General features: G+C 65.6%; 11 protein-coding genes. 7 read left to right on the top strand and 4 right to left on the bottom strand.

From position 1 onward, the window contains the following. Nucleotides 1-26: 26 nt before the first annotated feature. Entirely contained in the window at nt 27-2105 is a 2079-nt protein-coding gene (locus ACZ50Z_RS15565) for a CoA transferase (RefSeq protein ID WP_464484352.1), read from the bottom strand. A gap of 134 nt (nt 2106-2239) precedes the next feature. Between ACZ50Z_RS15565 and ACZ50Z_RS15560 the strand changes: the two genes are divergently transcribed. Continuing rightward, on the top strand, nt 2240-3454 hold the full coding sequence (locus tag ACZ50Z_RS15560) for a cytochrome P450 (RefSeq protein ID WP_464484351.1): 1215 nt from the start codon (nt 2240-2242) through the stop codon (nt 3452-3454). Nucleotides 3455-3458: 4 nt separating this feature from the next. Here ACZ50Z_RS15560 and ACZ50Z_RS15555 read toward each other — a convergent pair whose 3' ends face one another. The 3 genes from ACZ50Z_RS15555 to ACZ50Z_RS15545 are packed head-to-tail and all read right to left on the bottom strand — an operon-like array spanning nt 3459 to nt 6134. Then, nucleotides 3459-4514 carry an acyl-CoA dehydrogenase family protein gene (locus tag ACZ50Z_RS15555; protein ID WP_464484350.1) on the bottom strand — a complete coding sequence of 352 codons (1056 nt, stop codon included), beginning with the start codon at nt 4512-4514 and terminating at the stop codon, nt 3459-3461. Beyond that, nucleotides 4504-5697 (bottom strand): acyl-CoA dehydrogenase family protein, encoded by a 1194-nt coding sequence (locus ACZ50Z_RS15550; protein WP_464484349.1) that lies wholly within the window; start codon nt 5695-5697, stop codon nt 4504-4506. Before ACZ50Z_RS15550 ends, ACZ50Z_RS15555 begins: the two co-directional genes overlap by 11 nt. Continuing rightward, entirely contained in the window at nt 5694-6134 is a 441-nt protein-coding gene (locus tag ACZ50Z_RS15545) for an SRPBCC family protein (RefSeq protein ID WP_464484348.1), read from the bottom strand. The genes ACZ50Z_RS15550 and ACZ50Z_RS15545 overlap by 4 nt, the downstream gene beginning before the upstream one ends. 82 nt (nt 6135-6216) lie before the next feature. On the opposite strand from ACZ50Z_RS15545, the gene ACZ50Z_RS15540 reads away from it, so the two are divergent. The 6 genes from ACZ50Z_RS15540 (at nt 6217) to ACZ50Z_RS15515 (ending at nt 12528) form a co-directional block, all read left to right on the top strand. Next, nucleotides 6217-7113, top strand: a complete 897-nt coding sequence (locus tag ACZ50Z_RS15540; protein ID WP_464484347.1) for an enoyl-CoA hydratase/isomerase family protein — start codon at nt 6217-6219, stop codon at nt 7111-7113. Between the two features lie 91 nt (nt 7114-7204). Next, entirely contained in the window at nt 7205-8110 is a 906-nt protein-coding gene (locus ACZ50Z_RS15535; RefSeq protein WP_464484346.1) for an SDR family NAD(P)-dependent oxidoreductase, read from the top strand. A gap of 19 nt (nt 8111-8129) precedes the next feature. Then, nucleotides 8130-9530 carry an aromatic ring-hydroxylating oxygenase subunit alpha gene (locus ACZ50Z_RS15530; RefSeq protein WP_464484345.1) on the top strand — a complete coding sequence of 467 codons (1401 nt, stop codon included), beginning with the start codon at nt 8130-8132 and terminating at the stop codon, nt 9528-9530. Then, on the top strand, nt 9523-9954 hold the full coding sequence (locus ACZ50Z_RS15525) for a Zn-ribbon domain-containing OB-fold protein (RefSeq protein WP_464484344.1): 432 nt from the start codon (nt 9523-9525) through the stop codon (nt 9952-9954). Before ACZ50Z_RS15530 ends, ACZ50Z_RS15525 begins: the two co-directional genes overlap by 8 nt. Then, nucleotides 9954-11132, top strand: a complete 1179-nt coding sequence (locus tag ACZ50Z_RS15520) for a thiolase family protein (protein ID WP_464484343.1) — start codon at nt 9954-9956, stop codon at nt 11130-11132. The genes ACZ50Z_RS15525 and ACZ50Z_RS15520 overlap by 1 nt, the downstream gene beginning before the upstream one ends. A 55-nt stretch (nt 11133-11187) precedes the next feature. Beyond that, entirely contained in the window at nt 11188-12528 is a 1341-nt protein-coding gene (locus ACZ50Z_RS15515) for an amidohydrolase family protein (protein WP_464484342.1), read from the top strand. The last annotated feature ends 19 nt before the right edge of the window (nt 12529-12547 follow it).

Below are 12547 nucleotides of genomic sequence, written 5' to 3'. Positions count from 1 at the left end.
TCGAGGACCACACCGTGGCGGCTCGATCAGGTGGTGATGTCGGCATGGTGAGTCCTCAGGTAATCGGCATTGGAACTTCCGAGTGCGGGCGGCGGTGCGAGCGGTATGGGGCCCTCGCCGGTGAACCGCCATGGCAGTCCAACCAGTCGCGCAGTGCCGAGATCGGGATCCGGATGGGCGATTTCGGGGAAGAACCCGCGTGTGGTCAGGTGGGTATCGGCGATGAGATCCTCGGCGCGGCGCACCACGGCTGCCTCGAAGCCCGCGCCCTGCAGCTTGTTGGCGGCGTCGCCGGCCCGGTTGGTGGTGACCAGGGCGGCCACCAACTCGACAGTATCCTGTTCGATCTGGTCGCCGCCCAGTTCGACGGCCACCCAGCGATCGTCGGTGGCGCGGTGCACCACGCGCAGCACCCTCTCGTCGACCGTTGGTTGACCGATGGATGCGGCCGTAAGGTACTCCGATACCGTCGAGGCAACGACTTCGGCCATTGACAGATCGACCACCGCGCCCGTCGAACGACTCGGTCCGAGTGCCCATGCGGCGATGACCGCGGCGCCCACCACCGACGACAGCGGATCGGCGAGGACCGTACCCAGGCGGGCGGGTGCGCCGTCCGCCGACGTGCTGAGTCCGGCAAGGCCGCCGTAGGACTGAACGTTGTTGGCGTACACGCGATATCCGGCAAGCGGACCGTCCGAACCGAAGCCCGATACCCGCAACGTCAGTCGGCCGGAGCCGGCGAGCGTCCGTGGATCGACGGCCAGGCGGTGTAGCCGGGAAGTCCCGACGTTCTCGATCAGCACCTCCGACTCGGCGAGGATCGCGGCGACATCCTCGCTCGCATGTGCCGGGTCGAGTAGCAGGCTGTGCTTGGAGTGATTCGCGACGGCGTAGTAGGCGCCGCGCTCGGGTCCCGCGACGCCGTCGGCGAACGGCCCGCTGCGCCGGTAGATGTCGAGGCGCTCCGGATCCTCTATCCGGGCGACGTTGGCTCCCATGGCCCCCAACAGCGCACCGACGATGGGCCCGGCGAGCACGTGGGTGAGTTCCGAGATTCTGAGCCCGGTGAGACCCGGACGCGAAGGCGCGCCAACGGCTCCGGGGCTGACCGACCATGGCGGACCCAGCACGACGGCGTCGCAACCGGAGAGCCGTGCCTTCTGCAGGGATCCGCGATGTGTGAGTTGAGGCGATGCCAGCAGTTCGGCCGGATGGTTGACGGGCGTGGAGGGGACGCCGTTGGCCTGCAGCAGCGCCGCGCAGTCCGCCTTCAATCTGGTTGCGGTCCAATCGGTGACGCGAGCATTGATCAGCTCGGCGTGCTCGATGCGGGCCGGACGCTCGTCAAGGCCCGTCGCCCATTCGGGGTCTCCGAGCGCGGCGAGCAGGCCCTTCCACTGATGGTTCTCCACCGCAGTGATTCGCACCAGGCCGTCGCGGCAGGCGAATGCGCCCGATGGAGCCAGATACCTGCCGCTGCCGGCGCGTCCGGGGCATCGGTACAACAGGTGTGCGCACTCGGGCAGCGCCGCGGTGAAGATCACGGCCTCCTGGGCCGAGACGTCGACCGTGACCGCACCGCCCTCGCGGTTGCGTCGATCCAGGCCATGGAGGGCAGCGAGGGCCGCGACCGCTCCGACAGCTTTGGAGGCGACGTAACCCGGTGCGGGGACAGGTGTTCCGTCGGTGTCCTCGATCGTGGCCAGCAGGCCGCCGCTGGCCTGCGCGGTGATCTCTCCGCCCGGACGGTCGTGGTGCGGGCCTTCGGCGCCGAACGCTGAGACGGTGACGAGCACGACGTCCGCCGCCGGATCGGGGGGTGGGTGCGCGCCGTCGGCAATGACGAGGTCGAAGTCGCGAACGCTCGGTTGGGATGCCAGCGCGACCTTCTGGCGGTCGAGGACGAGTTCGACCGCGGCGACGGGCCCGCCGGGCGTGTCGATGGTCGGCCCGGCCCGGCGCTGACCGGTTGACGGCGCGCGGGCGACATCGGCGCCCAGCGCGGCGAGTAGGGCCGCCGCGGCTGAACCGGCGATACCGTCACCGACCTGTAGGACGCGCAGTCCGGACAGGAAGCCCGGTGGACGCACGGCGTCGGTCACCCTTCGTCAGCTCCTGCGGTCGTGTGGCATGTCAGCGGCATAACAATTGAACAGGATCCGTTCTATTGATGTCCAACCCGCGCAACCCCGGAAGAGATTCACACATTCACACTATCTGTTCTATTGTTTACAGTATGGCGACCACCGCAGCCCTGTCTCAGGCACGTTTCGACGACGCCTCCTTCTATCTCGCCGAGCCCAATGCGGCGTTTCGCGAACTGCGCGAGACCGATCCCGTGCACTGGTATGAACAGGGCAAGTTCTGGGTGATCACCAAGTACGACGACGTCAAGACCATCTCGGCACGCCCGGAGAAGTTCAAGTCCGAACGCATCGCGATCATGATGGACCTGATCGCCCATCGCGAGGGCCGGGACCCCCAGAACTACGGAGGCAGAGGCATCCTCTTCATGGATCCGCCCGAACACCGGGCTCATCGCAAGGCGATCGGTGTGCGATTCACGCCGGCAGCCGTCGCCAAGCTCGAAGCGCGGGTCCGTGAGGTGATCGCGTCGATCTTCGACGACCTGCCCGACGGCGAGTTCGACTGGATCGAACGTGTCGCCGAGCCGTTCCCGGTCTACGTCTTCGCCTATCTGCTCGGTGTGCCGGAAGCCGACTGGCCGAAGGTGGCCGGGTGGGCCACGACGATCGCGAAGGTGGGGAGCGGGGTTGCGGACGACGGCGACATGGAGACCATCTTCGGCGAGGTGGCGCCCTATCTGATGGCGCTGGTCGCCGAGCGCTCCGAGGCTCCCACCGACGACCTGCTGTCGATGCTGTCGCAGGTGCGGATCGATGGCGAGCCGTTCAACGAGATTCAGGTCATGACATACGCGCTCACCCTGCTGGCCGCGGGCAGTGAGACGACGCAGAGCCTGATCGCCGGAATCGCGGCGTGTTTCGATATGCATCCCGATCAGGCCGCGCAGGCCTTCGCCGAGCCGACAGTGGGCGACAACGCGGTCGAGGAAGTCCTGCGGTGGTGGACGCCGGTGATGAGCATGGCCCGCCAGGCGGCTCACGATGTCGAGGTTCGGGGTACCACGATTCGTGCGGGCGACGGCCTGCTGCTGGCGTATGCGTCGGCCAATCGGGACGCCGAGCATTGGGGCCCCACCGCCGAGCTATTCGACGTCCACCGGACCGATGCGGCCGGCCATCTGGGTTTCGGTGTGGGCGAGCACTTCTGCATGGGGGCGGCACTGGCTCGACGTGAGGCCCGGGTGGTGCTCGACGAGACGATCAAGCGCGCCAAGGGTTTACGTGTTACTGGGGAGGGCGTCCTTCGGCCGTCGGCGCTGGTGCACACCTACGACCGCCTTCCGGTCGTGCTCGACTACCGCTGACAACTCAGCGCGACCGGAGCCAATCCGCGACGACGGCGCGGTGCAGGTCGCGGGGACCCAGCGACGCCACTCGAGTGGCCGCGCGGCGCAGGTGCACATGGGCGTCGTGGTCCCACGTGTAGGCGATACCGCCGAATACCTGGGTGGCTCCTTCGGGTACTCGCCGCAGCGAGTCGACCGCCCAGAACACGGCCAGCGACAGCAGCTGGTCGGCGTCCGGGTGCTGCAGCTCGCACGCGTCGGCGGCGCGATTCACCAGAGCGCGCGCAATTTCGATCACCGAACGTTGGTCCACCAGGCGGTGTTTGATCGCCTGTCGTGTTCCGATCGGGCGCCCGAAAGTGACCCGCATCTTCGCGTACTCCACGGCGGCGTCATTCGCCGCCGAGGCGATGCCGACCAACTCCGCCACGGTGGCCAGCCGCATCCTGCTCACCGCGTCGTGGTGGCGACGGGTGGCGCTCGCGCCCGTGGCGACCACGTGGAGCGGTGCGTCAACGAGCGTGATACTTGCTGCTGGATTGTGATCTAGTGGCTGTTCGGACTCCCGCTGGAAGCCCGGTCCGTCGGACTCCACGACACCCAGGACGGCTTCGCTTTCCCGTTTCGCGAGAACGAGCAGCCGGTCGGCCGCGCCACCGAAGGGCACCAATGGCCACCTGCCGCTGATCCTGTCGTCACTGAGCTTGGTGTCACCGTGGTCGAGGACCAGGGTGACACCGCCGGCACAGCGCTGTTCGCACCATGCCGCGGCTGCGACCGCGGGTAGGGGCACCGGCAGCGCCGCGGCGCCCGCCGCCTCGACGAGCACACACAGCTCGCGCAGGCCGCCACCTCCGCCCCCATGCGCTTCGGCGACGAGGACGTCCGGCCAACCCATCTCGACGACCGACTTCCACAGGTCCTCGTCGAAGGCCGGCCCCGGCCCGTCGAACAGGCCCCGGGTCCGTTCCACGCTCCAGATCCGGCCCAACAGATCGTCGACGGTCGTCCGTAGCTCCGCGAGTTCGGCTGCGGTGTCGGCGATGTCGTCCAGCGACGGCTCGGCATCACGGGTCACGGGGAAGTCCCAGCAATCTCTCGGCGATGACGTTTCGCTGGATTTCGGAGGTGCCTGCCCCGAACGTCGCGGCTCGCATCAGCAGGTAGCTTTTGGCGACATTGCCGTGCTTGGCGGCGGACGGCGAACCGGGCTCCAGTATCCCTGCGGGGCCAGCCAGGTCGAGACCGAAGTTCGCCATCGCCTGATCGACCTCGGAGGTCAGCAGTTTGGCCACCGATGCCTCGGGTCCCGGGCTGACGCCGCGAACACCGGCGGCGGTTGCCTGTGACGCGATCTGGCGCAGCGCCTCCACCTGGGCGGCGAAGCGCACCAGGTGATCGGCGATGTAGTCGTCGTCTAAACCACTGTCGCTCAGAGCATTACTGTCTTTTGCCAAGTCGATCAGAATGTCGAGTCGGCGCTCGATCCGGTGCGTGCGGCTCTGGCCGACCCGCTCGTAGCCCAGCGTCGACTTCGCCACCCGCCATCCGTCGTGCAGCGGGCCGAGTACGTTGCGCAGTGGCACCCGCACATCGTCGAAGAAAACCTCGCTGAATTCGGCGTCTCCGGAGATCTGGCGGATCGGCCGCACGTCGATACCTTCGGTGGCGAGGTCGGCGAGGATGTAGCTGATTCCCTTGCGGGGCTCCGTATTTGGATCGGTCCGAGCGAGCAGGTAGATGCGGTTCGCGTAGTGCGCCTTCGACGTCCACACCTTCTGGCCGGTGATGACCAGTTCCTCGTGTTCGATCCGGGCTCGCGTCGTGAGTGAGGCGAGGTCGCTGCCCGCGTCCGGTTCGCTGAAACCCTGACACCACACGTCGTCGGCGGAGAGGATGCGCGGTAGGTAGTGCTCCTGCTGTTCCGCGGTGCCCCACTGGATGATCGTGGGGCCGAGTTGGTTGATCGCGCTGCGATTGATCGGCTCGGGTGCCCGGGCCGCCGCCAGCTCGGCATTGAAGATCAACTGCTGGACGGGAGTGGCGCTGCGTCCGCCGAACTCGGTCGGCCAGGAGATAGCTGCCAGTCCGGCATCGTGAAGGCGCCTCTGCCACAGGCGCATTCGGTCCAGCCGATCCGACTCGGTGCGAGCTCGTGATCGGACCTCCGAGGTGAGGGCCGATGTCAGAAAGTCGCGCACTTCGTCCCGGAACGCCCGATCCGCAGCTGAGAGCGGGACGCCGTAGTCGTGCTCGCTCACGTTCGGCCCCGCGTCGCGGCCGCGTCGGCCAGCCAGCCGGCCATCATCCCGTAGACCGCTTCGATGGACTGGCGGGCCGCCTCAGCGTCGTCGTCGCTGGGCCCGGCCGGGTCGTAGTCGACGTTCCACGTGACGGTTGCCGTCGTGGCATCCACACCGGGCCGGACTTCGACAAGCGCCTCGAACCTGAGCACCGGCAGCGGGTTTTGGGCGATCGAGTAGCCGAGCTCCATGCGTTGCTCGTCGAGATGCGTCAGCGTTTCGACCACCGGCACGTCGCCGCTGCCGTGGATTGATCTGCTCATGCCGACGCCGGCGCCGTCGATGTCGACCTGCCCGGCGACCGGGATCCAACTGACGTCTGCGAAGTCGGCCAGCAGCGTCCAGACGGCCGCAGCGGGTGCGTCGACGCCCTTGCTGATCGCAATTTGAGGCATGCGCGAACATTATCAGTGATGAACACTTAATCGGATAGTGTTCTTATGTACCGCGTTGTCTGCGCGACGAGAGGCGAACGACATGGGCGACGAGACCAACGACGACCATGAATTCGTCGTCGACGAGGACTGGGTGCGCTACGAGGTCGTCGAACCCCACATCGCCGTCATCACCATCAATCGGCCCGACCGGCGAAACGCGATCCTGTCGCCCGACATGCATGGATTGTTCAAGGATCGACTGGATCGGGCCGAGGCCGACGACGAGGTGAAGGTCGTGGTGCTGGCGGCCGCGGGCAAGGACTTCTCCAGCGGAGACGACGTCCGGCGCCTGCCGGTCGAGCAAGCCGGGCTGACGAAGGGCAAGCGGCTGCCGCAGACGGCAAGGTTGGGCAATGCCCGCCGCCTGCACCGGCATCTGACGAATTGGCTGGAGTTTCCGAAGACCGTCATCGCGGCCTGCCAGGGCGCCACGGTCGGCGCCGGTATGAACCTGGCTCTGGCGGCGGACATCCTGGTGGTCTCCGAGGACATGTACATCGCCCGCCCGCAGGCGCGGATAGGGTTCGCCGGCTTCTCGACGGCCATGCCTCTGGCACTGCTCAAGCTCGGCCCGAACCGCGGATACGAGGCCATGATCACCGGGCGGAAGGTGCGTGCCGCCGAACTCAAGGAATGGGGGGTCGCCGCCTCAGTGGTTACGGCTGCCGAGTTGCACGACGAGGCGATGCGTTATGCGCGTGCGATCGCGCACCACTCCGCCGATGGCCTGATGATCGGTAAGCACGCGCTGATCACGTTCTGGAATGCCGTCGGGATGGCGCAGTTCGCGGACTGGGTTCCGATGGGGCACAGCGTGTTTACCAACCTTGCTTGGCGGGACGACGAGTTCAACTTCATGAAGGAGCGTGCGGCGCGCGGCGGGCGGGAGGCGATGGCCGAACTGGAGCGCCGGTACACGGAATGGGGTTTCGAGTGACCCCGCGACACTGCGCAGGCAGACCGAACAGATATACATATGCTGCCTAGTTGTCTTGTATGCTGAGGCGAAAAGGTCAAGAGGAGTGCTGATGGGTGTTCTCGACGGTCGCAAAGCCCTGGTGACCGGTGCCGGTCGCGGCATCGGTGCCGCGGTAGCGGAAGGTCTGGCGGCCGAAGGCGCCACCGTGATGGTGTCCGACGCCGGCGTCGCCGTGGACGGCAGCGGCCACGACGCCGGTCCCGCCGAGAATGTGGCCGCGGCCATCAACGAGCGCGGCGGCAAGGCGTTCTCCGACACCACCGACATCACCGACTTCGCCGCCTGCGAGGAGTTGATCAATCGGGCGGCGGCGACGCTCGGCGGCCTGGACGTCATGGTGAACGCCGCGGGCATTCTGCGCGACGGCATGGTCTTCAAGATGAGCGAGCAGGACTTCGATTCCGTGGTCGCGGTACATCTGAAGGGCACATTCAACTTGACTCGCCACGCCGCCGCCTGGTGGCGGGAGAATCGCGGGGGGCAGTACCGCCTGATCAACTTCACCTCGATGTCCGGCCTGCAGGGCGCACCCAGCCAGCCCAATTACGCCGCCGCGAAGATGGGCATCGTCGGGTTGACGTTTTCGTGTGCGAATGCGCTCAAGGGTTATGGGGTGCGCTCCAACGCCATTGCCCCGATCGCCGGCACCCGGATGACGCAGGGAATCAAGGGCGGCGGCAGCATGGACTACTCGGCGGAGAATAAACGCCTTGCCCCTGAGAACGTGGTGCCACCCGTCGTCTACCTCGCCAGTGAGCAATCGGAATGGCTTAACCGTCGGGTGATTTTTGCCGGCAACGGCCGAATCAGCCTGATGTCCAATCCGGTTGTGGAACGCGAGATCGTGTCGGCGTCGGGTACCTGGGACATCCCGACCGCATTCACCGAGATCGAGACCTCGTTCAAGGAAGCGGTGCTGTACCCCAACATCTTTGACAAGCCGCCCGCGAGCTGAGCACCGGAAGGGGTGCGCGATGACCGCGATCGATGATGCTACCGAATCGGAGACGCAGGGGAAGGTGCCGCCGCGATACGCCTGCGGCGAGACATTCGTACCGAAGACCCGCTACATCGATCGCGAATTTCTCCAACTCGAACTCGAGCGGCTCTTCACCGCCGTGTGGCAGCCCGCCTGCCGCGAGGAGGAGATCCCGGACCCGGGCAACTACTACGAGTACACGATCGGCAGGCAGTCGATCATGGTGGTGCGGCAGAAGGACACGAGCATCAAAGCCTTCTACAACTCGTGCACCCATCGTGGGATGAAGGTCGTGCGGGGCGTCGGTTGTGCGACGGACGGCGAACTGCGCTGTCAGTTCCACGGCTGGCGATACGGCTTCGATGGCCGCTCGTCGTTCGTCCCTTCGCGCGACGAGTTCCTCAATCGTCCGCGTGAACAGTGGTCGTTGCGTTCGGTCTCGGTGGGAACGTGGGGCGGCTGGGTGTTCATCAGCATGGACGAGAACGCGCCTGATCTGCTGGACTGGCTCGACCCGCTGCCAACAGCGCTCGCCCCGTTCCGCTTGCAGGACATGCGGTTTCGCTGGAGAAAACGAACCATGCTCGCCGCTAATTACAAGACGGTGATCGACGCGTTCATCGAGGGCTACCACACGCCGGGCACTCATCCGCAGACGTTGCGGCCGGTGCAGGGGCCGCGGCCTTCCGCGGAGCCGGCACCGCCCCAGGAGTTCGTCTACGCGCCGTACACCCCGACGACCGCCTATCGGAATCACTCGCGGTTCGTGTACACGGCACGCCCCGACAGCGGAGACCGCGACAGCGCGCGCAAGGAGCAAGCGGCCCGACCCGAGGTCTTCGCGAACTCGATGCAGTACAACTACCTCGAGGTGGGTTCCCTTGTCACGGAGCGCGACTACCGCGCAGCCCAGCAGCTCGCGACCATGGAGCCTGGTGATATCCCGCCATTCGTGATCTATCACCAGATGTGCGAGGAGTTGGCGCTCGCGGAGGGGGTCGACTTCCCCAAGATGTCGATGGAGCAGTACTTCGCCGGCAACGGGGATTGGCATGTGTTCCCGACCCTGGTCATCCTCGTCGAGAAGTCTTGTGCGCTGGGCTATCGCATGCTGCCCGACGCCGAGGATCCCAATCGTTGTGTGTTCGAGATGTTCTCCCTCGAACACTTCCCCGCAGGGGAGGTGCCTGAGACGAGCTGGCTGGAAGTCGAACGCTGGCAGGACCACGACAGCTGGGGCGAACTGCCCACCCAGGATCTCGTGAACATCGACGCGATCCATGCGGGTATGCATTCCCGGGGGTTCGACGGATTGTGGCTGAACACGATGCAGGAGATGTCGATTCGCAACGAACACGCCATTGCCGACCGGTTCATCTTCGGCGTCGATGACTGACACATCGTCGGCGGGTGGACGTCCTCTTCCCGCTCTGACCGCGACCAACCGCACGTATTGGACATCGGGTGCCGAAGGCGTTTGGCGTCTGCAGCGCTGCCCGGAATGCGAGCGGTTCATCCACCCGCCCACGCTGCGTTGCCAATTCGACCACGCCACGCCGGAGTGGGTCGCGCTGTCGGGTCGCGGCACGGTCGAGTCGTGGACCGTCAACAACCACCCATTCTTCCCTGGAATCCCCACCCCCTACGTCATCGCCTTCGTCAATCCAGTCGAGGATCCACGTGTCCGCGTCTTGACCAATCTCGTTGACGTCGAACCGGATCAGGTCTTCTGTGGCATGCCGGTGAGCGTCAAGTTCGAGGTCGGAACGGACGGCGGCGACGAAGACGTAAATATCCCGCTGTTCGGCCCGGAGCGCTGATGTCCGGTCGACTGACAGACGAGGTGATCATCAGCGGCATCGGCCAGTCCGACATCGGACGGCGCCTTGGCCGTGATCCGCTCGAGCTCACGGTGGACGCGTGCCTGGCCGCTGTCGAGGATGCCGGGCTCACGCTGGCCGACATCGACGGGCTCACCACCTACCCCGGTGCGTCGATGGCGGGCAAGGGTTTCTCGGGTGCCGGGCTGCGGGAGATCCACGACGCTCTCGGGATACGCCCTAACTGGGTCGCCGGCGGGGTCGAGTACCCGGGGCAGCTCGGTGCGGTCGTCGATGCGATGCTCGCCGTCGCCGGCGGGATGGCCAAGCACGTCTTGTGTTGGCGCAGCATCTGGGAGGGCACCGCGCAGGGAGCCGACCGGCGCCGAGGCTACGGGGTGCCGGCGGGCAGCCGGGCGACCGGGCAACTCGGGTGGCAGCTTCCCTACGGTGCTTCGGCGGCCAACCTCGCGGCCCTCCAGATCCGTTCGCGGATGGCCCGATTCGGGTTGACCCGCCAGCAACTCGGGCAGGTGGCCATCGTGCAGCGCTCGCACGCGAAACTCAATCCGAAGGCGGTGTACACCGAGCCGATCGATGTGGGGGACTATCTCGAGGCCCGCATGGTCTCCGACCCGCTGTGCATGTATGACTGCGACATCGCCTGCGACGGGGCGACGGCATTCGTAGTCTCACGGGCCGAACACGCAGCTGCGCTGGACCATCCTGGGGTCGTGGTGGAAGCGCTCGACTGTGCGCACCATGATCGGTTCCTGTGGGAGGGCGGTCAGGACATCGCGCGGCTCAATTCGCGGTGGTCGACCATCTGGGACCGAACGGATTTCACCGTCGATGACGTGGACTACGCATCGTTGTACGACGGCTTCAGTGTCTTTGTGTTGTGTTTTCTCGAGGACTTCGGCTTTTGCAAATTCGGCGAATCGGGGGAGTGGGTGTCGGAGCCGGCGCGGTTGTCCATCGGCGGCGAGCTGCCGATCAACACGGCGGGGGGCCAGCTGTCGGGAGGCCGCTTGCACGGCTTCGGTCATCTGCACGAGGCCTGTGTGCAGGTGCGGGGTGACGGCGGCGCTCGGCAGGTTACGGATGCCGAGCTCGCGGCCTGCGGCGTCGGCGGCGCAAATAGCGGCACCACGATGATGTTGTTGCGCCGCAACTGAATCCGGGTCAGGTGATGAAAGCACTGTCACGACTGTCAGGTAAAGGAGACCCATAATGGTCGATCCGTCGAATCTGGTGTTGATCAGCGTCGATGACCACACCGTCGAGCCGCCCGATATGTTCGCCAAACACGTGTCCGCGCGATATGTGGACGATGCTCCTCGCATCGTCGAAGAGGCCGACGGCTCTGTTGCCTGGGTGTACGACGGCGTGAAGCTGCCGAACATCGGCCTGAACGCGGTGGCGGGCAGGCCCAACGATGAGTGGGGTTTCGAACCCTCGCGGTTCGAGGACATGCGCAAGGGGTGCTATGACATTGACGCGCGCGTTGAGGACATGAATGCCTGCGGTGTATTGGCGTCGGTGTGCTTTCCTTCGTTTCCGACTATCTCGGGCGCGCTGTTCACCTTTCGTGGCGATCGCGAGATCTCGGGCGTGATGGTCAAGGCGTATAACGACTGGCACATCGAGGACTGGTGTGGTGCTCATCCGGATCGCTTCATCCCGATGGGAATTCTCCCGCTATGGGACCCGGCGAAGGCGGCGGAGGAGGTGCGTCGGTTGGCCTCGCTGGGCTGCCGGGCTGTGACCGTTCCGCAGCACATCGCGAACTACGGGCAGCCGCCGTGGCAGGACACCCACTGGGATGTGCTGTGGGAGTCCATCTGTGAGAACAACACCGTCGTCAACATTCACATCGGGACCGGGGGTGGCCTGCCGGTTCCGTCGGATCAGACGAGCTATCTCGCGTACAACTCGATGCTGGCACTGGACACCGGCCGATTCACCGCGGATCTGCTTTTCTCTCGTGTCGTCAAAGAGTTCCCTACGATAAAGTTCGCCCTGTCCGAAGGCGGCATTGGATGGATTCCGTTCCTGCTGGAACGCTTTGAAGACGTCTACAGCCGACAGCGGGCCTGGACCGGCGACGATCTCGGCGGGGGCTGCACGCCCACGGACGTCTTTCGGCGGAACTTTCTGTCGTGCTTCATCCGCGACCGCGTCGGCATCGAAAACCGCCATCGCATCGGCATCGAGACGATCTGCTGGGAGATGGATTATCCGCATTCGGATTCGAGTTGGCCTGACGCTCCCGAGCAGCTCGCAGCGGAACTCCAGGGGTGTTCGGACGATGAGGTCGAGGCCATTTCATGGCGTAATGCCGCGACGGCGTTCGGATATACCGGAGTCGAGCGGCTGGGACGAGAGAACTGCACGGTAGTCGCGCTCCGCCAAAAAGTCACGGGCAAGAATTTGTCGACGCCCAAGGTCGACGTCGATCGCATCCCGAGGCCGGGCGCGCAAGCCATCACCTACGGGGAAATGAAGACGCGGATGGCGACGATCATGACCGGTGGCAGATCCGAGTCTTGTTCAGAGTCGGTTGATCGGTGACATTTCTATGTCGGTTGAT

This window comes from Mycobacterium sp. NTMscope_MAC_269 (assembly GCF_976985695.1).
The sequence above is the reverse complement of the archived record's forward strand: the minus strand, read 5'-3'. Positions and strand labels throughout refer to the sequence as shown.